This window comes from Plantibacter sp. Leaf314 (genome assembly GCF_001423185.1).
GTDB lineage: Bacteria > Actinomycetota > Actinomycetes > Actinomycetales > Microbacteriaceae > Plantibacter.
Genome location: NZ_LMOB01000001.1, coordinates 890,502 through 912,673, shown reverse-complemented (window position 1 = coordinate 912,673; position 22,172 = coordinate 890,502). Strand labels below are relative to the sequence as shown.

Genomic DNA, 22,172 nt, shown 5'->3' with positions numbered 1-22,172 from the left:
TCGCACCGGGACCGATGCGCCGGCCCGACGGTCAGCGTGGGGTCCGGGGGAGCAGGGTCGCGACAACCGGTCGGTGGTCGCTGCCCGTGCCGTCGACGTCGGTCAACACATGGGCCGACACGGACACCCACGTCGGGCTGGCCATGACGTGGTCGATCGGCGCACCGAGGACGGCGGGCAGCTCCGTCGGCCAGGTGCCGAGCCCTGCGGCGGCGTCCGCAGCCGCGGCGTCGTCGCAGTCGCCCAGGTCGCCGTCGCCTCGCAGACCGGCCAGGTGGTCGAGCGTCGCGTTGAAGTCGCCCGCCATGATGACGTCGGTGCCGGCGACGCAACGTCCGGCGAGGTCGGCGAGCTCCGCGCGCCAGTCGTCGAGCCGGCTCGGCAGCGGGGCCGTCGTGTGGACGGCGACGAGGGTCGGTCCACGACCGAGGACCGGGTCCGCGATGAGCGTCTCCGAGTCCTCGATGGCCGTCGACCCGGTCGGGGAGGGGGCTCGGACCGCGTACTCGCCGAGCCCGGTGCTCACGAGCAGGCTCGTCCCGTGGGCGTCCGATGCCGTCGAATGGGCCACCATCGGTCGGCCGGAGGCGGTCATCGCGGCTGCCACCGCACTGGCGGCCGCAGCGGAGGTCTCCGGCAGGGACACGACGTCCGCACCTTCACGGACCGCGATGGCCGCGATCGTCCCCGGGTCGACCGCGTCGCCCAGCGTGTTCCACGCGAGGACGGTGACCTGGTCGGCGAGGTCGGTCGCCTCGCCCGCGACCACCCGGTCGTCGACGCCTCGACTCGCGGTGACGACGGCGCCGGTCACCGAGACGACGGCGAGTGCCGAGGCGAGCACGAAGGGGAGCACCCGGCGGGATCCCCTGAGCAGGACCCCCACCACGACGGCCAGGAGGGCGGCGCCCGCCGCCAGGATCGCGAGCAGCAGCCGGAACGCGCTCAGCTGGACGATGATCTGCGTCTGCTCCAGCCCGAACAGGCCGGGCAGGATGGCGACGCCGAGCAGGACCGTGACCGCTGTCGCGATCACGGCCGCGATGACGGCACCGACAGTCTTCAGCATTCGCGCCAGCGTAGGCGAGCGGTCTGGGAGTCACCGGAGGACGAGCTGCGACTAGGGTGGAACCGTGGTGAGCGCTCGAGACATGCACGGTCCCGCCGATCTGCACACGCACTCGAGTGTCTCGGACGGCACGGAGACGCCGACGCAACTCATGCGCGCGGCCGGCGCCGCGGGGCTCGGCACCATCGCCCTCACGGACCACGACTCGACCGCAGGTTGGGCCGAGGCGTCCGTCGAGTCGCGTCGGCAGGGCATCACCCTGCTCCCCGGGATGGAACTCAGCACCCGGTACGAGTGGCGGAGCGTGCACCTGCTCGCCTACCTCATCGATCCGCTCAACGGCGACCTCCTGCAGGAGACCGCCAAGATCCGCGAGTCCCGCTTGCGCCGGGCCGAGGCCATCGTGGCTCGGATCGGCGGCGACTACCCGCTCTCCTGGGCCGACGTCCTCGCGCAGACCCGCGAGGGTGCGACGGTCGGTCGTCCGCACATCGCCGACGCGCTGATCGCCCTCGGCATCGTGGCGGACCGCGGTGAGGCCTTCGACGGCATCCTGCATCCGCGCACGGGGTACTACGCGCCGCACTACGCCCCCGACCCGCTGACCGCGGTCAAGCTCGTCCGCGCCGCCGGTGGTGTGCCCGTGATCGCCCACCCGGTCCCGGCCGGCCGCGACCGGATGCTGCCTGAGCCGTACTTCCGCGAACTCGCCGACGCGGGCCTGTTCGGGCTCGAGATCGAGCATCGCGAGAACACCGAGGAGGGCAAGGTCGTCGTGCGGCGGATCGCCTCCGAGCTGGGCCTCGTGGCGACCGGTTCGAGCGACTATCACGGGACCGGTAAGCCGAACCGCCTCGGCGAGAACACCACGGACATCGACGTCGTCCGGCGCATCGTCGACGAGGCCACCGGCTCGGAACCCGTCCTTCCCGACTGATCCGGCGCTGCCGGCGTCCCGGTCGAACGTCCTTCGGTCACTGAGCTTGCCGACGTGCGCACGGGGGTATCCAGCTCCAAGCGGAGCGCTCGCGACATGCAGAACGCCCGCACCCCTCAGGGTGCGGGCGTTCTGCGTGACGGATCTACGCCGTGGGGGCCGGGGGTGCGGTGCGGCGCGTCCGGCTCCGACGGCGGGGAGCGCTGTTGCCGTCGCGGTGCTCCGAACCGTGGCCGTCGTGGGTGCCTGCTGCGGGCGCGCTGCGGTCGACGGTGTCGGTCGAGGCGGCGTCGTGCGTCCGCGAGTGGGCGCGGGTGCTCGGCTGGGACTCGAGCCGGGTGCTGCTCGGCTGCGTGCGCTCGCCTCCGCGTCCGCCGCGCTCACCACCGCGACCGCCGCTGGTCCGCGAACCGTCGCGTCCGCCGCTGCCCCGCGAACCGTCGCGTCCGCCTGCGCTCCGCGAACCCTCGCGGCGCGGAGCGGGCTCGACGGCCTTGGCGGGCTTCAGCCGGCCCTTCGTGCCCTCGGCGATCCCGAGGTCGGTGAACAGGTGCGGGCTCGAGGAGTAGGTCTCCGTCGGCTCCGGCTGGCCGAACTCGAGGGCACGGTTGATGAGCGCCCACTTGTGGAGGTCGTCCCAGTCGACGAAGGTGACGGCGATACCCGTCTTCCCGGCGCGACCGGTACGGCCGACGCGGTGGAGGTACGTCTTCTCGTCCTCGGGGATCGTGTGGTTGATGACGTGGGTGACGTCGTCGACGTCGATGCCACGGGCGGCGACGTCGGTGGCGATCAGCACATCGCGCTTGCCGGCCTTGAAGGACGCCATCGCGCGCTCGCGCTGCTCCTGGTTGAGGTCGCCGTGGACCGCTGCGGCATTGAATCCGCGGTCGCTGAGTTCCTCGACCAGTTTCGCGGCCGCACGCTTGGTCCGCGTGAAGATCACGGTCTTGCCGCGACCCTCGGCCTGCAGGATGCGCGAGATGACCTCGTCCTTGTCGAGCGAGTGCGCGCGGTAGATGAGGTGCTTGATGTTGGCCTGCGTGAGCCCCTCGTCGGGGTCGCTCGCGCGGATGTGAATCGGCTTGCTCATGAAGCGGCGGGCCAGGGCCACGATCGGACCGGGCATGGTCGCGGAGAACAGCATCGTGTGGCGCGCGGCGGGCGTCTTCGAGAAGAGCTTCTCGATGTCGGCGAGGAAGCCGAGGTCGAGCATCTTGTCGGCCTCGTCGAGCACCATCTCGGTGATGCCCGAGAGGTCGAGGAGGCGCTGGTTGTTCAGGTCGATGAGTCGGCCGGGCGTGCCGACGACGATCTGGGCGCCGGCCTTCAGCTGCTCGATCTGGCCTTCGTAGGCCTTGCCACCGTAGATGGAGACGAGCGTCGTGGACCGGTTCGAGATGAGGATCTCGATGTCCTCGGACACCTGGACGGCGAGCTCGCGGGTCGGGACGACGACGAGCGTCTTGACGCCGGGTGCCGGGTCGAGACCGAGGCGCTGGACGATCGGGATGCCGAACCCGAAGGTCTTGCCCGTTCCCGTCTTGGCCTGGCCGATGATGTCCTGGCCGGCGAGTCCCAGGGGGATCGTCTGCTCCTGGATGGGGAATGGGTCGATGATGCCCTTGGACGTGAGGGCGTCGACGATGTCCTGGTCGACACCGAGATCAGAGAAAGTCACGGAGATACCTGTCAGTGCAGTCATGGTCTACACCTTCGATTGCACACAGGTGTAGGGCCCCGATCCGACGCCGGGGCACGGCTATTCTACCCGGGAGGTCCCGAGAGGCCGCTGGGCGCGCGGAACACGGTGATCGGCGCACGACGGATAGGGTGGTCGCATGGCAGGTTGGTTTGCACGACGTCGGCGTCGTCCCGGCACGGAGACGCCTCGGTTGCGCTCCCGCGGCGACACGGTCCAGGCGACTCGCGTCGATCTCCACGAACTCGCTCCGAGCACGGCGGACTACCTCGGTCAGGTGGCGCAACTGCAGCTCGGCTTCTTCATGACGCTCTCGTTCGCGGTCGAACACGCCCCGAGCGACGCCGATCGCGAGACGCTCGCCGAGGCGGCCGCGACCGCCCTGCGCAAACACCAGGCGCTCCTCGCCTGGCTCCGCCGGACGAACGACGACCCGACCGCGGTGCTCGCACCGTTCGCCAGGTCCCGCGACGAGTTCCAGGCGATCCTGCGCACCGGCACGTGGGACGAACTCCTCCTCGGCATCCTCGTCACCCGCGGATTCCTCGACGAGTTCTTCGCGGAGCTCGCGCGCGGCCTCGACGGAGCGGACGCCCGCGACCTCGCGGCGATCGTCGCCCCGGGTCCTGAGGAGGATCCACTCGTCGGCATCCTGCACCGCGTGATCGCCTCCCACCCGGAGCGAGCCTCGACCCTCGCGATGTGGGGACGACGCCTCCTCGGCGACACGATGCTCGTCGCGAGGTCCGCCCTCGTGACCGAGAGCAAGGCCCTGCCCGACGACGCCAGGGTCGAACCGATCTACACGGAGCTCATCGCGAACCACACGAGGAGGATGGACGCCCTCGGTCTGACGGCCTGAACGACGTCACCACCTCCGACGAACGATGCCGCCGCTCCGGATGGAGCGGCGGCATCGTTCGGTCTGGCGGGCGCGTCAGACGGTGACCCCGTGCTGGAGCCGCGCGAGCATGGCGTCGTCGGATGCGGTGCGGACACGCACGAGCACGATGTCGACCACGACGCTCACGATCGCTGAGGCGCCGAAGGCGGCGACCCAGATCCAACCGCCGTCCCAGGCCATGCCGGCCCAGGTCGCCACGACCCACACGACGGCGGCGACGAGGGTGGCGACCGCTGGGACGAGCGCCGCTCCGTGCTGGTCCCTGCCCGGCAGGAGGTAGCGGACGGCCAGCCCGAGGATGGCGCCGCCGAGCACGACGAAGAGGAGCTCCATGATCAGCCGACGAATCCGATGCGGCGCGACTCCTCGGTTCCGAGCTCGACATAGCCGATGCCCGCGGTCGGGATGAGGTAGCTGGTGCCCTTGTCGTCCTTCAGCGAGAGCAGCTTCGCGTCCGTCTCGAGGGCGGTCTTGACCGCCTGTTCGATCTCGGCTGCGGGCTGCGAGGTCTCGAAGCCGATCTCGCGAGGGCTGTTGAGGATTCCGATGCGAATTTCCACTTTGAGTGCCTTTCGGTTGCGTAGGGCAAGACTACGGGAGTCATCGTCGACGGACCGGTCGCGGTCGCCTGCTGTCAGCGAACACCGGAACGCCGCCCCGGGTCGCGACGATGTCGGCGGGCTCCGGTAACGTGCGGTCCATGACCGGTTCCGACGCCTCCGACCTCCCCACGGTCGCGGTCCACGACCAGCACCGCGCGGCCTCCGTCGAGGCCCTCGTCCCACTCGACGACGCGCAGTCCGCCGTGCTGCGGCTCCCGGACGCACGGTCGGCCGTGGTGCTCGGTGCGCCGGGCTCCGGGAAGACGACGACGCTCGTCGAGGCGGTCGCCGAGCGCGTGCACGCTCGCGGCTACGGTACCGACGAACTGCTCGTCATCGCTGCATCCCGATCCTCCGCGCAAGTCCTCCGCGACCGCCTCGAGGCGCGGGTCGCCAGGGCGACGCCCGGGTCGCTCGCCCGCACGGCGATCTCCCTGGCACTCGAGGTCATCGCGGGGTCGGGGGCGTTCGCCGGCACCGGGCGGCCCCGGCTGCTCACCGGTGGCGAGCAAGACCAGACCATCGCCGAACGCCTCCTCGGCGACGAGGTGGACGGCACCGGCCCGGTCTGGCCCGCGGAGCTCGGGCCCGAGGTCAGGCGACTCCAGGGCTTCCGCACCGAACTCCGCAACCTCATGGAGCGGAGCGTCGAACACGACGTCGCGCCCGCGGAGCTGCGTCGGCTCGGCTCGCTCCACGACCGCCCGGAGTGGATCGCCTCCGCCGCCTTCATCGAGGGCTTCCTGGCCGATGACTGGCGCGGTCACCTCACACCGGCTGCCGCGCTGGCGCGTGCGGCACGGCTCCTCGACGAGCAGCAGCCGGGCACCGGTGTCCTCGGTCGGCTCCGGGTGGTCTTCGTGGACGATGCGCAGGAGGCGACGCACGGGGTGCTGCAGCTCCTGGCCGCTCTCGCCCGCCACGGGATCACCATCGTCGCCTTCGGCGACCCCGACCTCACCACCGGCGCCTTCCACGGTGCTCGCGCCGATGCCCTCGGGCGGTTCGGCGAGGTGCTCGGCCGCCCCGTGGACACGCTGCTCCTCGAACAGGTGCATCGCGGCACCCCCGGCATCCGAGCGACCGTGCGCGGCGTGACCGACCGCATCGGCACAGCGGGTGCCGGACGCCACCGGCAGGCCGCGGCACCGATCGCGGACGCCGCGGCTCAGGCGCGCCCCGTCGTCACCGTCGCCGCGGGGTCGCCCGCCGAGCAGATCGCCGTCATCGCGAGGTTCCTCCGTGAACGTCACGTGCTCGACGGGGTCCCGTGGGCCGAGATGGCCGTGGTCGCGCGGAGCGGCGGGCTCATCCCGGCGATCGAGCGCGGGTTGTCGTCGCTCGAAGTGCCCACGCGGGCCAGTACCGGCGGAGCGCCACTGAGGGAGCACCCGTTCGTCAGGGCGGTCCTCCTCGCCGTGTCGGTCGCGCTCGGACGCACGCCGCTCGACGCCGAGGTCGTGACCGAGCTGCTCCACAGTGCCCTCGGCGGGCTCGACTCGATCGGCGTCAGACGCCTCCGAGCGGCGCTCCGGCACGCCGACCTCGCGCACGGGCTCGACCGCAGCGCCGATCGTCTGCTGGAAGAGGCGTTCGCCGTCCCCGGCGCGCTGATCGGACTCGAGACGCCGTCGGCCGCCCGCGCCCGGTCCCTCGCCGACAGCCTCGCCGAGGCCCGCGCGCAGGCCGCGGCAGGGGCTTCGGCAGAGGAACTCGTCTACGGGCTCTGGTCCCGGAGTGGTCTCGAACGCGGCTGGGTGGCCTTGTCGAAGGGCAGCGGTCAGGCTGCCGAGGAGGCGAACCGCGACCTCGACGCGATCACGCAGCTGGCCGATGCCGCACGCACCTTCGTCGAGTCCGAACCCGAGACCCCGGCATCCGTCTTCCTCGACCGACTCCTCGAACAGACGGTCGGCGACGATTCCCTGGCTCCGACGGGATTCCGGCAGGCGGTCACGATCGCGACACCGGCCGCCCTCGTCGGGACGACGTTCGACACCGTCGTGGTCGCCGGGATGCAGGACGGGGTCTGGCCGAACCTCCGGGTCCGGGACTCCCTGCTCGGTGCCTCGGAGCTCGTCGAGCTGCTGGAGGGCACCGCGACGCCCACCGCCGACGCCAGACGGGCGGTCCTGCACGACGAGCTCCGACTCTTCGCGCAGGCGACCTCGCGGGCGAACCGGTCGCTCATGGTGGTCGCGGTCGTCGACGACGACCACCAGGCGAGCCCGTTCCTCACCCTGCTCCCGGAACCGGACCCACATCGTGCGGCGCTCTCACCCTTGTCGCTCCGTGGGCTCGTCGGCAACCTCCGTCGCTCGCTCACCCGTCGTGTCCGTCCCGCCGACCCGGCGGAGCGCGCCGCATCGGCGTCCGCCCTGGCCATCCTCGCGGAGGCGGGCGTACCGGGTGCGCCGCCGGAGGAGTGGTACGGCGTGGCGGATCCCACCTCGACGGAACCGCTCCACGACCCGACCGTCGAGGAGCTCCCGGTCTCCCCGTCGCGCATGGAGGCCTTCGAGGAGTGCCCGTTGCACTGGGCGATCGCCCGCCTGGGCGGCGGAGCGTCGGGGTTCGCCTCCGGACTCGGCACGATCGTCCATGCCGCTCTCGAACACGCCGAGTCGTCCGACGAGTCGGCGCTCTGGGCGGCCGTCGAGGACCGCTGGGACGAGCTGCACTTCGAGGCCTCCTGGGAGGGCGAGGCGACGAAGCGCCGGGCGGCGGAACTCGTCCACCGTCTGTCCGCGTACCTGCACGACGCGGAGCGGGCCGGGGTGACGTCGATCGGGAACGAGAGCCGGTTCAGCCTCCGTATCCCGATCGGTGAGCTGGGCGGGGCAGCCGTCCTCGGCGGGTCGATCGACCGCGTCGAAGTCGTGCCGGCCACCGGCGGCACGAGGCGCGTGGTGATCGCCGACCTCAAGACGGGCGGTTCGGCACCCCGACAGGATCGCGATGTCGCCGACATGGCTCAGCTCGGCGCCTACCAGCTCGCCCTCGCGTCCGGCGCGATCGCCGGCACCGAAGGGATGCCGAGCGGTGGGGCGAAGCTCATCGTCGTCTCGGCGGGAACCAAGCGCAAGGAGTACTACGACCCGGCTCAGCCGGCGCTCGACGACGAGGCACTCGACCGCTTCCGCGAGCGCGTGATCGCCGATGCGATCGGCATGGCCGGCGCGGTGTTCGAGGCGCGGGTCGGCACCCACTGCCACGACCCGTTCGCCTTCGGCGAGTGCGCGATCCACGTCGTCCCAGCGGTGAGCTCATGAGCGCGGACCAGACGTATTCGGCCGAGACCCTCGCAGGCCTGCTCGGACTCCCGCAACCGACCGCACAGCAGGTGGAGGTCATCGAAGCGCCGATGGCTCCGGTGCTCGTCGTCGCCGGAGCGGGGAGTGGGAAGACCGAGACGATGGCGTCGAGGGTCGTCTGGCTGCTGGCCAACCGCCACGTCGACGTCGGCGGCATCCTCGGTCTCACCTTCACCAGGAAGGCGGCGGGGGAGCTCGCGGCCCGGATCGGGAAGCGGATCGCCGCCCTCCAGGACGTCGGGATCCTCGATCCCGCGGCCGACGCCCTCTTCGACCGCCCGGACGTCTCGACCTACAACGCCTACGCGAACGCGCTTTTCCGCGACAACGCCCTCCTCGTGGGCCGCGAACCGGAGTCCGTCCTGCTGTCGGAGGCGTCGGCGTGGCGGCTCGCGCGCCGCATCGTCGTCCGACACGGCGACGAACGACTGTCGACCCTCGGCAAATCGGTCGACCAGGTCGCCGAACTCGTCCTCTCGCTCAGTCATGAACTGGCGGAGATCGACGGCACGACCGAGGAGCTGCTGGGCTTCGTCGAGCAGTTCGTCGGGATCGCCGAGCTGCCCGACGGCGGCCGTGGTTCCTACGCACAGGTGGATCAGGCGGTCGCCGTCGTCGGTGCGCTGCCGGTCCTCCTCGACCTGGCTCTGCGCTACGCGGACGAGAAGCGACGGCAGGGACTCGTCGAGTTCTCCGATCAGGTCGCGCTCGCGCTGGCCGCGTGCGAGCGGTCGCCGAAGGTCGCCAAGGTCGCGCGCGAACGAGCGGGCGTCGTCCTGCTCGACGAGTACCAGGACACCTCCGTCGTGCAGACGAGACTCCTGTCGACGCTGTTCGCCGACCACCCCGTCATGGCGGTCGGCGATCCGCATCAGTCCATCTACGGCTGGCGTGGTGCGAGCGCCGCGAACCTGGCCCGGTTCTCCCGCGACTTCGGGCGGGAGGTCACCGCGACGCAGTTCAACCTGTCGACGAGTTGGCGGAACGACCGCCGGATCCTCGAGGCGGCGAACGTCCTCGTCCGCCCGCTCCAGCAGCAGGCGAAGGCGGCAGCGCGGCTGCGCGTCCTCGACCTCGAGCCGAAGCCGGGGGCTGGTGAGGGGTCGCTCTCGGTCGACGTCAGTGAGACGAGTACCGAGGAGGTGCGCGCGGTCGCCGAATGGTGCGCCGACCGCCTACTCGCCCACCGCGGGGGAGATCCGGCCGGTTCCGCCGCCATCCTGTTCCGCGCGCGGCGGCCCATGCAGGACTTCGCCGACGGCCTGGCCGCGCTGGGCGTGCCACACCACATCCTCGGGCTCGGCGGTCTGCTCTCGTCCCCTGAGATCGTCGACGTGACGGCCGCGCTCCGCGTCATCCACGACCCGGGCGCGGGATCCGCGCTCATCAGGCTCCTGAGCGGTCCACGCTGGCGGATCGGCGTCCGTGATCTCGGCCACCTCGTGGAGGTGGCGCGCTACCTGCAGGCCATCGACTGGAAGACGAAGCGGTACGACGCCGAGCTCGCCGCCAGGCTCCGCGAGTCGGTCGCCGACGACGACGGACGGTCCATCATCGATGCGGTCGACTTCATCGCCGCCGACCGTGTGCCGGCCGGACTCGCGGCGGGGTTCACCGAGGAAGGTCGCGCCCGGCTCCGCGAGGCCGGGCTCGTGTTCGCGTCCCTCAGACGGCGGGTGGGCAGTGGCCTGCCCGACCTCGTGAGGTCCGTCGAGCGCGAGCTGCGACTCGACATCGAGGTCGTCGCGAACGAGTCGACCGGTTCTGCGGCGCGGGCGTCCGCCCGGCTGCAGGCGTTCCACGATGAGATCATCTCGTTCATCGCGGCCGAGGAGCAGGTCAACCTCGGGAGTCTGCTCGCCTGGATCGACCGGTCACTCGGTCGGGACGATCTCGGTCCGGCCGGTGAGGCGCCCGATCAGGGCGCCGTCCAGCTCCTGACCATCCACGGGTCGAAGGGACTCGAATGGGATCACGTGGTGATCCCGCGGCTCGTCGTCGACGAGCTCCCGGCGAAATCGAAGGACGGTAAGGGGTGGGTCGGGCTCGGCACCCTGCCCTACGACTTCCGCGGCGACGCAGCGGAACTCCCGGAGTTCGCCTGGCGCACGGCCGAGACCCGGAAGGAGGTCGTCGACGCCCAGGCCGCCTTCTCGGATGCGCTGTCCGCACGGGCGCTCGACGAGGAACGACGCCTCGCCTACGTGGCGGTCACGCGGGCGAAGCACGACCTCCTGCTCACCGGATCGTTCTGGTCCGGCGAGCGGAAACGCCCTCGGGCGGCGAGCACGTACCTCGAGGAACTGGCCGACGCCGGCGTCATCGGTGACCTCCCCGCGGCGTCGGCGTTCGAGGAGAACCCCATCGACACCGGCGCCGCCGTGGTGCAGTGGCCGCTCGATCCGCTCGGACCCCGTCGCGCCGTCGTGGAACGGGCGGCGGCCGAGGTCGAGGAACGCCGCGGGCTCCCGGAGGCCGGACTCCTGGCGACCCTCGGACCGCTCGAGAACGAGCTGACCCTGCTGCTCGAGGAACGGCGCCGTGCCGCGACGACCAGCGCGCGCGGCGAACTCCCCGTGCGGATCCCGGCCTCGAGGTTCAAGGAGTTCGTCACCGAGCCAGAGGCCGCGCTCGAGCGGCTCAGGCGCCCGGTGCCCCAGCGGCCCTACCGACAGACCCGACTGGGCACCCGGTTCCATTCCTGGGTCGAGGCGCACTACGAGCGCTTCGGCCTCCAGGAACTCGTGGACGCGGACCCTGACGAACTCGATCTCGAAAAACCGGGTGCCGATGCAGCGGAGGGGATCGGTTTCGAGGAACTCGTCGAACGGTTCCTCGCCTCGGAGTGGGCGGATGTGCGGCCGATCGAGGTCGAGACGGAGATCCATGTCCCGTTGGGCGACACCGGCCGCCTGGTGGTGTGCAAGCTCGACGCCGTGTTCCAGCGTGGGGATCGCTTCGAGATCGTCGACTGGAAGACGGGAGCCGTGCCGACGACGCCTGAGGAGGTGCGGAACGCCTCGTTCCAGCTCGCGCTGTACCGACTCGCCTACGCGCACCACCGGGACGTCGACCCCGAGCGCATCGACGCCGTGCTCTACTACGTCACGCACGACGTGCAGCTGCGGCCGGAACGCCTCTACTCGGAGGAGGAGCTCCTGTCGGCCTGGGAGCGGTCCTTCGGGGCGGCCGCGGCGTCCCAGAGTTCGAACGACGAGGTGTCGATCTGATCCGTGGCGTTCGCGTCCTCCGCGGACGGGTCCTCGTCCTCGGAGGTGTCGGCGCTTCCGGTGTCCCGGCCGAGGGCTCGTTCGAGCTCTGAGCGGTCGTAGGTGTCGGTCTGCATCGCGATGCCGGGGGAGGACGATCCGAGGGGGGTGCGGTCGAGCATGTCCTCGACCTCGTCGACCGCCAAGACGGGGCCTGTGCTGCTCCCGAGCGGGTCGGTCACGTCGCCGAGCACCCGGTCCACGAGTCCGTCGAGCATGGCGACGGCGTCCTCGACGATCGTCTCGTCGTGGCCGTCCCGGCCGTGCAACAGCCAGCGGGCGATCTCCAGCTCCGCGTAGAGCCTCGCGCGGAGGGTCACGAACCGGTCCGGGCCGCGGGAACACGAGGCCGCATAGGTGGACAGTGTCTGTTCGCCTGTGGTGCCGAGCGTCGCGATCCAATGGAGGTCGAGTGCCGGGTCGCCGACCCGGAGGGAGCCCCAGTCGAGGACGCCGTTGACGAGGCCGTGGCCGTCCTGGCGGATGACGAGGACCCGATCGGCGGCCAGGGAACCGTGGATGACGGTGGGCTGGAACTGCCAGAGCGAGTTGTCCTCGACCGCGGCCTGCCAGCGCTCGCGGACGGCGGTCGGGAGGAGTCGCGTCTCCGCCGCTCGGGAGACGATGCGGTGTGCGTCCGCGCGGATGAGTTCCGTCGTCAGCAGGGGGAGGCCGGCCTCCGCGACGAACGAGGTGGGGAGCGAGTGGATCGCGGCGATCGCGGCTCCGAGCGAGTCGGCGAGGACCTCGTCGCTGCTGAGTGCCGTCGGGTCGAGGTGGGTGCCTGCGACGAAGTCGAGCACCACGGCGCGGGTGCCGTCCACCGGGAGTTGACCGACGACCGTCGGTGCGTCGAACGGCAATCTGCTGCGGATCCCGGGCGTGAGGGCGCGGAGGGCGATGAGGTCGGCGGACTGCTCCGTCTCGGCCTGCTGCGAGGTCGGGATGCGCACGATCAGCTCGCGCCCGTCGCCCGTCACGAGTCGGGCTGCGTCGTAGTTCCCCTCGCCTCCTGCGGTGTGCGCGCCGGAGCCGCGGACCTGGAGGTCGGCGACGGCCGAGGTGGCCAACGCGGCTAGAGTGAGATGGGATCTGGCCATGACATCCAGGGTACGGGGCCGTCCCGGCGAGCCGTGCTCGCCACGCCCTCAGAGAGGTTGTCCATGACGATTCAGGTTCGCGCACTCGCCGGCCTACCGCTCGCGAGAGGCGGACTCGACCGTCACGGCGAGCTCCGATCACGGCCCGAGGTGCTCGACGAGCTGCGCGCCGATCCGACGGTGCGCGCCGTCGTCCTCAAGGGCAGACGCGCGCTCGTGACCGGAGACACCCTGGACCGCATGACGCCCTCGGAGCTGCCGGAGCCGGAGCTGCTGGTGTACCTCGGCCGCACGATCGACGAGACCCCCGGGACGCCGGCGGGCACCGGCATCCTCCTGTGGGTGCTCGGCGATGCGGAGGCCGACACGATCACGGCCGACGAGGACCGCTGGTTCGACCTGCGCCGGAGCGGTCATCGCCTCTCCGACACGGACGTCGGCATCCTCGCCACCTCGTTGGCGATCGCGGGCTGGCACCGTGCCGAACCCTTCTGTGCACACTGCGGGTCCCCGACGACGGTCCGGAACGCCGGCTGGGCCAGGCACTGCCCGGTCGACGGCAACGAGCTGTTCCCGCGCATGGACCCGGCGGTCATCGTGGCGGTCGTCGACCCGGCCGGTCGGATCCTGCTGGGATCGAACGCGATGTGGGAGCACAACCGGTATTCGCTGCTCGCGGGGTACGTCGACGCCGGCGAGTCGCTCGAACAGGCCGTCTCCCGCGAGATCTTCGAGGAGTCCGGCATGCGCCTCGGGACGCCCGTCTACCTCGGCTCGCAGCCGTGGCCGTTCCCGCGCTCGCTCATGCTCGGGTTCGTCGCGCCGCTCGCCGCAGACCAGGACCCGGAGGCGCTCGTGCCGGACGGACAGGAGATCCTCGATCTCCGGTGGTTCACGCGCGAAGAGCTCGAGGACCCGTCGACGGACGTGATCCTGCCCGGTCCGTCGTCGATCGCCCGGGCCGTCATCGACGACTGGCTGAGCGGATCCTGGACGCGATGACCCGCGTCGTCCCCGAGGGTCCACGATGAGCAGTCCGGCCGAACTGCTCGCCGGACTCGACCCCGATCAAGCCGTCGCGGCGGAGGCGCTTCGCGGACCCGTGTGCATGCTCGCCGGTGCCGGCACCGGCAAGACCCGCGCGATCACCCACCGCATCGCCTACGGCGTCGCCACCGGGACGTACACCGCCTCACGGGTGATGGCCCTCACCTTCACGAGCCGTGCGGCCGCAGAGCTGCGCGGTCGATTGCGAGCGCTCGGTGCCGAGGGGGTCTCGGCGAGGACCTTCCACGCGTCTGCGCTGTCGCAGCTGAACTTCTTCTGGCCGCAGGTCGTCGGAGGACAGGTGCCGGCGCTCGTCGAGAGCAAGGGACGGGTGCTCGGCCACGCGGCGGAACGGCTCCGCCTGCGGGTCGACACGGCGACCCTGCGGGACGTCGCCGGTGAGATCGAGTGGCGGAAGGTGTCGGGCCTGACGTTGGAGCAGTACGCGGCGGCGAACCGCCCGCTGCCGGCGAAGCTCTCCCTCGAGCAGGTGGTGGCTCTCCAGGAGAGTTACGAGCAGCTCAAGGACGAGCGCAAGCGGATCGACTTCGAGGACGTCCTGCTCGCTTGCGCCGGCATGATCGAGACCGAACCGTCGGTCGCGATGCAGGTCCATGAGCAGTACCGGTTCTTCGTCGTCGACGAGTACCAGGACGTGTCCCCGCTGCAGCACCGCCTGCTCGAACTCTGGTTGGGCGGCCGCCGCGACGTGTGCGTCGTCGGCGACGCGAGCCAGACCATCTACTCGTTCGCGGGTGCTCGCGCCGACTACCTCCTGGACTTCCCGACCCGGTACCACGACGCGACCGTGGTGCGCCTCGAACGCAACTACCGGTCCGCCCCGCCCGTCGTCGCCGCGGCGAACACGCTCATGCGCGGGCGCCCGGGGGCGCTGCAGCTCTCCGCGGTGCGAGCGGAGGACGAGTCGGCATCGTCCGTGCGCCCCGAGACCCCTGCCGTCGGGGTCCGCCAGTACCCGAACGAGCTGTCCGAGGCGAGAGGGGTGGCGTCGGAGATCCTCGATCAGCTGCAGTCGGGCGTCCCCGCGTCGGAGATCGCCGTGCTGTACCGCATCAACGTGCAGGCCGCTGCACTCGAGACGGCGCTGGGCGAGGCGGGTATCCCGTATGTCATGCACGGATCGAAGCGCTTCTTCGAACTCCCCGAGGTCCGTCAGGCGCTCCTGCAACTCCGGGCGGCCTCCGTCTCGATCAGCGGTGAACCGCTGTTCAAGTCCGTCAGCGACGTGCTCCGGTCCCTCGGGTGGAGCCAGGATCCTCCGGACGGCGGCGGCGCGGTGCGCGACCGCTGGGAGTCGCTCAACGCGATCATGGGGCTCGTCGACCAGGCGCCGGAGGGCACGACGTTCCGCGCCTTCACCGATGAACTGCAGACCCGTCAGGCTGCGCAGCACGAGCCGACGGTCGAGGCGGTCACCCTCGCCACCCTGCACTCGGCCAAAGGGCTCGAGTGGGAGGCCGTCCACCTCATCGGCCTGTCCGAGGGGTATCTCCCGATCTCCTATGCGAAGCACTTCGAGCAGGCGGACGAGGAGCGCCGGCTCCTGTACGTCGGGATCACCCGGGCCAAACGCCTCCTGCACCTGTCGTGGTCGGAGACGCAGCAGCGTGGGGGGAGACGGGAGCCGTCCCGCTTCCTGGCAGAGCTCGGCATGCGCACCTCGAGTGCTCCCGGACGACGCGGCGCCTGACCCCTCCCGAGGCGGCGTCGATCACCAGCTGCGTGTTCACGAGGATGGGCTGCGCCGCCTCGATCCGTCTGAGGACGAGGCGGGCGACCCGGGTCGCGACCTCGGAGCGGACCAGCAGGGTGTCGAGCGGGGAACGGTGTCCGAGGAGTTGCGACGCGACCGCCGGCCAGGCCGGGTCGTCGTCGGCGCGGTGCAACTCGACGCAGTGCAGGCACGGGCCGGCGCCCGGAGTGACGAACGGCCCGATCCGGACGTAGCGATCACCGAAGACGATCGGCAGATGCGGGACGTCGTCACGCAGCCACCGGGCGTACCGGCTCGGCGGCAGGACGAAGTCGGCGAACAGGATCGCGATGTCGACCGGATGCGGTGATGCCTCCGGTGCGTCGTCGACGGGTCCCGCCTCGGCGAGGTCGATCACCGACTGGTCCGCGAGCAGCCTGCGGAGCTGATCGGCCGACGGGCTCGCACCGGCCACAACGACGCGATGCGGCCGCCGGGGAGGATCTGCCCGCGTGCCGTGGTCGATCACCGGCTCGAGCGCCGTGAAGACACGTTCGACCTCGACTTCCGGGACACCGAACGCCCCCGCCAACCGACGGCCGACCGACGCCGGGAACCCTGCCCGCAGAGCGGACACGACCTGCTCGGTGTCGGTCATGACGCTGTCGAGGACGACGGCGTCGTCGACCCCCATCTGCAGACTGTGGGGCGTTCGCCAGAGGAGTGGTCTGCGGGGATCGAGCCGGGTCGTCATCCATCGATGATGACGGTTCCGCGAGCGGGTCCGTCGTGGCTCTCCACAGGCCCGCTCGCCGAGACGATCGTCGGATCAGACCGGGGGACCGCCGGTGCCGTCCGGGTCGGAGGAGTCCGGTCCCGGTTCATCGGTGCGAGCCTGGTCGTCCCGCGCGGCCTCGCCTCGTTCCTCGTCGCGGAGCAGGTCCTCGAGTGCGAGGTCCATCTCGTCCTGCTCCGGGCGCTCCCCGCGGGCTTCGGCCTCGAGGCGCGCCACGAGGGCGTCCGGTGCGTCGATGTCGGCCGCAGTGGGGACGAGGTCCGGGTGCGACCAGAGGGCGTCCCGCTGGGCCGTACCGACCGCGTCGGTGACCTGCTGCCACATCATCGCGGCTTCGCGAAGGCGGCGGGGGCGGAGCTCGAGTCCGACGAGCGCTCCCAGAGCCTGTTCGGCCGGTCCGCCAGCGGCGCGTCGGCGCCGGACGGTCTCGGCGATGGCTGCCGATCGCGGGAGACGCACGGTGGCCGCAGCCGTCACGACGTCCACCCAGCCCTCGATGAGCGCCAGCGTGGTCTCGAGTCGGGCGAGGCTCGCCTCCTGCGACTCGGTCCGAGCGGGGATGAGAGCACCGCTCGTCATCGCCTCGCGGAGCTCCTCTGGGTTGGACGGATCGAAGCTCTCGGCGAGCTCTTCGAGCCGTTCCGTGTCGATCCGGATGCCGCGGGCGAAGTCCGTGATCGAGGAGATGAGGTGCAGGCGGAGCCACCGCGCGTGGCGGAAGAGTCGCGCGTGGGCGAGTTCGCGGACGGCGAGGTAGATCTGCACCTGGTCGGCCGGGATATCGAGACCCTCGCCGAAGTCGGCGACGTTCTGGGGGACGAGTGCGGCCTCGTTGTCGTCGAGCAGCGGGATGCCGATGTCCCCACCGGAGACGACCTCCTTGGAGAGCTGACCGACCACCTGGCCGAGCTGCATCGCGAAGAGGGTGCCGCCGATGCCGCGGACGAGTTGTCCGGCGTTCGCGATCATGCCGGAGAGCTCCTCCGGAGCACGTTCGGTGAGGACGCCGGTGAGGGCGTTCGCGATGTTGGTCGCCACCGGTTCCGCGAGCTGGGTCCAGAACGGCATCGTCTTCGTCGCCCAACGGGTTCGCGTGTAGAGAGCGGGCTCGCTGGAGAGTTCGGCGACATCCGTGACGTCGGCCAGCCACAGGGACGCGATGTGGAACGCCTGCTCGTACTCGACGCGCTGCTCGGGCGTCGTGTCGCGAGCACCGTCGCCGGCGATCGTCTTCGCCTGCTGGAGCGAGGTGTCCCAGTTGATGCCGTCGCCGTTCGATTGCAGGGCGCCCTGCAGCTGCGACATGAGCGCGGCGAGACTGGCCGGGTCGCTCGGCAGGCCGGCGGCGCCGGCGAGTTGGCTCGGATCGAACGAGCCGTTGCCGGAGAGCAGCTCGCGGAGCATGTCGCGGAACTCGTCCTCCGGACTCTTGTCGGAATCCTCTGGCACGTCAGCCGCCTCTCAGATTGCTCGGTGCTGGGCCTTCTACGCTAGTCGCACCTCGCTGAAGAATCGCCGGGGTATGGTTGGTCGGGTTTCCGCCCACCGCGAACAGTCCGGAAGGCTTGCATGTCGCTCTTCGCCGATGAGGCTCCCACCGCTTCGGCGCCGACCGGCCATGGCCGGAACCGTCGTGCGCGCTTCGGATGGATCGTCCTCGTCCTCTCGTTGGTCCTCCTCGGTGTGCTCTCCGCAGTGCCCGCTCCGTACGTGATCGAGCAGCCGGGGCCGGTCTTCAACGTGCTCGGCACGACCGAGGGCGAGGACAAGGACGTTCCGCTCATCGAGGTCCACGACGCGAAGACCTACGACACCGGCGGCACCCTCGACATGCTCACGGTGCAGCTCGTCGGCAACCCGCAGCGGAGCCCCGGTTGGCTCGACATCGTCTCGGCCTGGTTCGACCCGAGCCGAGCCGTGGTCCCGATGGACCTCTACTTCCCGCCGGGCGTGACGTCGGAGCAGCGCGACGAGCAGAACGCGACGCTGATGGTGGACTCCCAGCAGGACTCCGTTGCCGCGGCGTTGCGCGAGCTCGGCTACGAGGTGCCGGAGCACGTCGTCGTCGCGCAGATCGCCGAGGGGGCGCCGGCGCAGGGCGTGTTGCGACTCGACGACGAGATCGTCGCCGTCGACGGCGTACCGGTGACGGGGCTCGAAAGCCTGCGCGGCGCCATCGCCGAGAACGGGACGGAGACCCCCGTCACCCTCGACATCGTCCGCGGGGGCTCGCCGGCCACCGTGCAGATCACGCCCACGACGGCGACCGCGAGCGATGGGACGACCTCGACGGTGATCGGCATCGGCACGAAGGTCACCTACGACCTCCCGGTCGACATCACCATCCAGCTCGACAACGTCGGCGGGCCGAGTGCCGGCATGATGTTCGCGCTGGGGATGATCGACCTGCTCACGCCCGGTGAGCTCAACGGCGGGAAGGACGTCGCCGGGACCGGCACGATCGACGCCGACGGCAACGTCGGAGCCATCGGCGGCATCCGCCAGAAGCTCTTCGGCGCCAAGGACGCCGGGGCCGAATGGTTCCTCGCTCCGGAGAGCAACTGCGACGAGGTCTCCGGGCACATCCCGGACGGACTGCAGGTCTTCGCCGTCAAGACGCTCGACGATTCGCTCTCGGCGCTCAAGGTGATCGCGGACGGTGGCGACACCAGCGCCCTCCCGACCTGCCCGGCGGGCTGAGCTCTAGGGCGCTCTCACAGGCCCGCCGCTTTAGGATGGTCACGACGACCCCTATCTGAAGAGGCCATACGTGACATCCGCAGCAGCAGAGAAGCCCCTGTCCACTCAGCGCCGACGCGCCCCGATAGCGATCACGGTGGCGGTCATCGCCGCGCTCCTCATCGGGTTCTTCGTGTTCTCGGGGTTCTACGCCGATCTGTTGTGGTTCCAGCAGCTCGGGTTCACCGAGGTGCTGACCACGCAGTGGATCGCCACCATCGCCATGTTCCTCATCGGCTTCGTCGGCATGGCGCTGCCCGTCTGGCTGGCCATCGAGATCGCCTACCGGACCCGCCCCGTCTACGCGAAGCTCAGTTCGCAGGTGGACCGCTACCAGCAGGTGGTCGAGCCGCTGCGCCGGCTGGCGACCTACGGTATCCCCGCGCTCTTCGGGCTCTTCGGTGGTGTGGCCGCCGCCTCGCGGTGGCAGCTGGCCCTGCTCTGGATGAACGGCACGCCGTCCGGCACGAAGGACCCGCAGTTCAACCTGGACGTCTCCTTCTACCTCTTCGACCTGCCGTTCTTCCAGGCGGTCGTCGCGTTCTCCTCCGCGGTCGTGCTGATCGCCCTGATCGCCACCGCCGTCGTCACCTACCTCTACGGAGGCATCCGGGTCGTCAGCCGCGAGGTCTGGATCTCCATGGCCGCCCGCGTGCAGATCTCGGTGCTCGCCGCGCTCTACCTGATCCTGCAGGCGGTCAGCCTGTGGCTCGACCAGTACACGACACTGAACGACACCGGTACCCTCATCACCGGAGCGTCCTACACGGACGTCGCCGCGATCATCCCCGGTCGCGTGATCCTCGCCGGCATCGCGCTCATGGTGGCCGTGCTGTTCGTCGTGACGGCCTTCATCGGCCGCTGGCGTCTGCCGCTCGTCGGCACCGCGCTCCTGATCGTCGCCTCCCTCATCGTCGGCAGCCTCTACCCGTGGATCGTGCAGCGGTTCCAGGTGGAGCCGAACGCGAAGAGCCTCGAGACGCCGTACATCCAGAAGAACATCGACATGACGCGCGACGCCTACGGCATCGCCGACGTGCAGGAGGAGGAGTACGAGGCGACCACCGACGCGACACCGGGCGCCCTGCGTCAGGACGCGGAGACGACCGCGAACATCCGCATCATCGACCCCTCGCTGGTGAGCGCCTCGGTCGCGCAGCTCGAGCAGTTCAAGCAGTTCTACTCCTTCGACAAGCAGCTCGACGTCGACCGCTACACGATCGACGGCAAGACGCAGGACACCGTCGTCGCGGTCCGCGAACTGAACGTCTCCGGCCTCGACAACTCGCAGTCGTGGATCAACAACACGGTCGTGTACACCCACGGGTACGGCCTGGTCGCCGCCTACGGCAACCAGCGTTCCGCCTCGGGTGAGCCGGTCTTCCTCGAGTCCGGCATCCCGACGACGGGTGCGCTCGGGGACTTCGAGCCCCGGGTGTACTTCGGCGAGCAGTCTCCCGACTACTCGATCGTCGGTGCTCCGAAGGGCAGCGATCCGATCGAGCTCGACTACCCGTCGGGCACGCAGGGGGAGTCGCAGACGTACACGACCTTCGACGGTGACGGTGGTCCGAAGCTCGACAACGTCTTCAAGAAGCTCGTCTACGCGCTGAAGTTCCAGTCCGAGCAGATCTTCCTGTCCGACTCGGTGAACGACCAGTCGCAGATCCTGTACGACCGTGAGCCCCTCACGCGCGTCCAGAAGGTCGCGCCCTACCTGACGCTCGACTCCGACCCCTACCCGTCGGTGGTGGACGGACAGATCGTCTGGATCGTGGACGGCTACACGACGAGCGCCAGCTACCCGTACTCGAAGACCGTGAGCCTCTCGGACACGATCTCCGACTCGGTCACGCCGGTGCAGAACTACGCTCTCGACGACGTGAACTACATCCGCAACTCGGTGAAGGCCACGGTCAACGCCTACGACGGCAAGGTCACGCTCTACAGCTGGGACGACAAGGACCCGATCCTCGAGACCTGGCAGAAGGTCTTCCCGTCCACGGTGAAGCCGATGTCCGAGATGTCCGGCGACCTCATGAGCCATGTCCGGTACCCCGCCGACCTCTTCAAGGTCCAGCGTTCGGTGCTCGGCCAGTACCACGTCACGAACGCCGGTTCCTTCTACTCGAGCGAGGACGCGTGGGTGACCCCCAACGACCCGCAGTCCACCGACACCGAGAAGAAGTACCAGCCGCCGTACTACCTGACGATGCAGCTCCCCGAGCAGCAGGCGCCGTCGTTCTCGCTGTACTCGACCTTCATCCCTCGCCAGGGTGGCGAACAGTCGCGGAACGTGCTCACCGGCTACCTGGCGGTGGACGCGAACGCGGGCGGTGAAGACGGCAAGCGCAGCTCCGACTACGGCAAGATCAGGCTCCTGACGCTGCCGAAGGACGACACCGTCCCGGGCCCGGGCCAGGTGCAGAACACCTTCGACTCCGACCCGAGCGTGTCGAGCCAGATCAACATCCTGAAACAGGGCCAGACGGAGGTGCTGAACGGCAACCTGCTGACGGTGCCGGTCGGTGGTGGGCTCCTCTACGTGCAGCCGGTCTACGTCAAGTCGACGGGTGACACGAGCTTCCCGCTGCTGCAGAAGGTGCTCGTGGCCTTCGGTGATCAGATCGCCTTCGAGGACACGCTCGACGAGGCGCTCGACACCCTCTTCGGCGGAGATTCGGGAGCCGACGCCGGTGACACGAACGTCCCAGGAGACACGACGACCCCACCGGCCGACGGGACGGACACCGGTGACGGCACCGACACCGGGACGACCCCGAGCACGGGCGATCCCGCGGTCGACGCGCAGATCAAGACCCTGCTGAGCGAGGCCCGTGCGGCCATCCTGGAGAAGGATGCCGCGATGGCCAGTGGCGACTGGGCCGCGTACGGTGTCGCCGACAAGAAGGTCTCCGACGCACTCGCGAAGGCGTTGGACCTGCTGAACGGCTGATCCGAGCTGCTGCTCGACGGGAC

At 70.3% G+C, this 22,172-nt stretch carries 14 protein-coding genes and 1 pseudogene; 8 read left to right on the top strand and 7 right to left on the bottom strand.

What is annotated here, in order from left to right:
* Window positions 1–31 precede the first annotated feature (31 nt).
* The gene (locus ASF68_RS04260) at window positions 32–1,069 is read right to left on the bottom strand and encodes an endonuclease/exonuclease/phosphatase family protein (RefSeq protein ID WP_056007247.1); all 1,038 of its coding nucleotides are present in this window, start codon (window positions 1,067–1,069) and stop codon (window positions 32–34) included.
* Window positions 1,070–1,151: 82 nt separating this feature from the next.
* Here ASF68_RS04260 and ASF68_RS04255 point away from each other — a divergent pair, with 82 nt between their 5' ends.
* Window positions 1,152–2,006 carry a PHP domain-containing protein gene (locus tag ASF68_RS04255; protein WP_056007244.1) on the top strand — a complete coding sequence of 285 codons (855 nt, stop codon included), beginning with the start codon at window positions 1,152–1,154 and terminating at the stop codon, window positions 2,004–2,006.
* A gap of 145 nt (window positions 2,007–2,151) precedes the next feature.
* Here ASF68_RS04255 and ASF68_RS04250 read toward each other — a convergent pair whose 3' ends face one another.
* Window positions 2,152–3,687 carry a DEAD/DEAH box helicase gene (locus ASF68_RS04250; protein ID WP_056007241.1) on the bottom strand — a complete coding sequence of 512 codons (1,536 nt, stop codon included), beginning with the start codon at window positions 3,685–3,687 and terminating at the stop codon, window positions 2,152–2,154.
* A 160-nt stretch (window positions 3,688–3,847) separates the two neighbouring features.
* Here ASF68_RS04250 and ASF68_RS04245 point away from each other — a divergent pair, with 160 nt between their 5' ends.
* Window positions 3,848–4,570 (top strand): ferritin-like fold-containing protein, encoded by a 723-nt coding sequence (locus ASF68_RS04245; protein WP_082455859.1) that lies wholly within the window; start codon window positions 3,848–3,850, stop codon window positions 4,568–4,570.
* A gap of 75 nt (window positions 4,571–4,645) precedes the next feature.
* On the opposite strand, the gene ASF68_RS04240 is transcribed toward ASF68_RS04245, so the two are convergent.
* Both ASF68_RS04240 and ASF68_RS04235 read right to left on the bottom strand, forming a co-directional pair.
* Window positions 4,646–4,945 carry a hypothetical protein gene (locus ASF68_RS04240; protein ID WP_056007235.1) on the bottom strand — a complete coding sequence of 100 codons (300 nt, stop codon included), beginning with the start codon at window positions 4,943–4,945 and terminating at the stop codon, window positions 4,646–4,648.
* A gap of 2 nt (window positions 4,946–4,947) precedes the next feature.
* Window positions 4,948–5,172 carry a DUF3107 domain-containing protein gene (locus ASF68_RS04235; RefSeq protein WP_056007232.1) on the bottom strand — a complete coding sequence of 75 codons (225 nt, stop codon included), beginning with the start codon at window positions 5,170–5,172 and terminating at the stop codon, window positions 4,948–4,950.
* Window positions 5,173–5,312: 140 nt separating this feature from the next.
* On the opposite strand from ASF68_RS04235, the gene ASF68_RS04230 reads away from it, so the two are divergent.
* Window positions 5,313–8,486: a UrvD/REP family ATP-dependent DNA helicase gene (locus ASF68_RS04230; protein WP_056007230.1), complete on the top strand. Its 3,174-nt coding sequence runs from the start codon at window positions 5,313–5,315 to the stop codon at window positions 8,484–8,486.
* The gene (locus ASF68_RS04225; RefSeq protein ID WP_056011355.1) at window positions 8,483–11,758 is read left to right on the top strand and encodes an ATP-dependent DNA helicase; all 3,276 of its coding nucleotides are present in this window, start codon (window positions 8,483–8,485) and stop codon (window positions 11,756–11,758) included. The genes ASF68_RS04230 and ASF68_RS04225 overlap by 4 nt, the downstream gene beginning before the upstream one ends.
* Here ASF68_RS04225 and ASF68_RS04220 read toward each other — a convergent pair.
* Window positions 11,668–12,897 (bottom strand): phosphotransferase, encoded by a 1,230-nt coding sequence (locus tag ASF68_RS04220; RefSeq protein ID WP_082498478.1) that lies wholly within the window; start codon window positions 12,895–12,897, stop codon window positions 11,668–11,670. The two genes, ASF68_RS04225 and ASF68_RS04220, sit on opposite strands and share 91 nt — an antisense overlap.
* Window positions 12,898–12,960: 63 nt before the next feature.
* Between ASF68_RS04220 and nudC the strand changes: the two genes are divergently transcribed.
* Together nudC and ASF68_RS04210 are read left to right on the top strand one after the other, a co-directional pair.
* Window positions 12,961–13,899, top strand: coding sequence for an NAD(+) diphosphatase (gene nudC / locus ASF68_RS04215; protein WP_056007227.1), 939 nt, complete (start codon window positions 12,961–12,963; stop codon window positions 13,897–13,899).
* A 25-nt stretch (window positions 13,900–13,924) separates the two neighbouring features.
* Window positions 13,925–15,655, top strand: coding sequence for an ATP-dependent helicase (locus tag ASF68_RS04210; RefSeq protein WP_056007223.1), 1,731 nt, complete (start codon window positions 13,925–13,927; stop codon window positions 15,653–15,655).
* Here ASF68_RS04210 and ASF68_RS19160 read toward each other — a convergent pair.
* A pseudogene (locus ASF68_RS19160) lies at window positions 15,609–16,316 on the bottom strand (TOMM precursor leader peptide-binding protein); the annotation flags it as partial. The gene ASF68_RS04210 and the pseudogene ASF68_RS19160 sit on opposite strands and share 47 nt — an antisense overlap.
* A gap of 171 nt (window positions 16,317–16,487) precedes the next feature.
* Window positions 16,488–17,903 (bottom strand): zinc-dependent metalloprotease, encoded by a 1,416-nt coding sequence (locus ASF68_RS04205; protein WP_369796414.1) that lies wholly within the window; start codon window positions 17,901–17,903, stop codon window positions 16,488–16,490.
* Window positions 17,904–18,023: 120 nt separating this feature from the next.
* Here ASF68_RS04205 and ASF68_RS04200 point away from each other — a divergent pair, with 120 nt between their 5' ends.
* A complete protein-coding gene (locus ASF68_RS04200) occupies window positions 18,024–19,154 on the top strand; it encodes a PDZ domain-containing protein (protein ID WP_056007220.1) in 1,131 nt (376 codons plus the stop codon).
* Window positions 19,155–19,224: 70 nt separating this feature from the next.
* Window positions 19,225–22,149, top strand: a complete 2,925-nt coding sequence (locus ASF68_RS04195) for a UPF0182 family protein (RefSeq protein WP_082455856.1) — start codon at window positions 19,225–19,227, stop codon at window positions 22,147–22,149.
* Window positions 22,150–22,172 lie beyond the last annotated feature (23 nt).

What these genes read in the sequence shown, in the direction of transcription:
- ASF68_RS04260 (WP_056007247.1), bottom strand. Translation starts at nt 1,069, where the DNA reads ATGCTGAAGACTGTCGGTGCCGTCATCGCGGCCGTGATCGCGACAGCG.
- ASF68_RS04255 (WP_056007244.1), top strand. Translation starts at nt 1,152, where the DNA reads ATGCACGGTCCCGCCGATCTGCACACGCACTCGAGTGTCTCGGACGGC.
- ASF68_RS04245 (WP_082455859.1), top strand. Translation starts at nt 3,848, where the DNA reads ATGGCAGGTTGGTTTGCACGACGTCGGCGTCGTCCCGGCACGGAGACG.
- ASF68_RS04240 (WP_056007235.1), bottom strand. Translation starts at nt 4,945, where the DNA reads ATGGAGCTCCTCTTCGTCGTGCTCGGCGGCGCCATCCTCGGGCTGGCC.
- ASF68_RS04230 (WP_056007230.1), top strand. Translation starts at nt 5,313, where the DNA reads ATGACCGGTTCCGACGCCTCCGACCTCCCCACGGTCGCGGTCCACGAC.
- ASF68_RS04225 (WP_056011355.1), top strand. Translation starts at nt 8,483, where the DNA reads ATGAGCGCGGACCAGACGTATTCGGCCGAGACCCTCGCAGGCCTGCTC.
- ASF68_RS04220 (WP_082498478.1), bottom strand. Translation starts at nt 12,897, where the DNA reads ATGGCCAGATCCCATCTCACTCTAGCCGCGTTGGCCACCTCGGCCGTC.
- nudC (WP_056007227.1), top strand. Translation starts at nt 12,961, where the DNA reads ATGACGATTCAGGTTCGCGCACTCGCCGGCCTACCGCTCGCGAGAGGC.
- ASF68_RS04210 (WP_056007223.1), top strand. Translation starts at nt 13,925, where the DNA reads ATGAGCAGTCCGGCCGAACTGCTCGCCGGACTCGACCCCGATCAAGCC.
- ASF68_RS04200 (WP_056007220.1), top strand. Translation starts at nt 18,024, where the DNA reads ATGTCGCTCTTCGCCGATGAGGCTCCCACCGCTTCGGCGCCGACCGGC.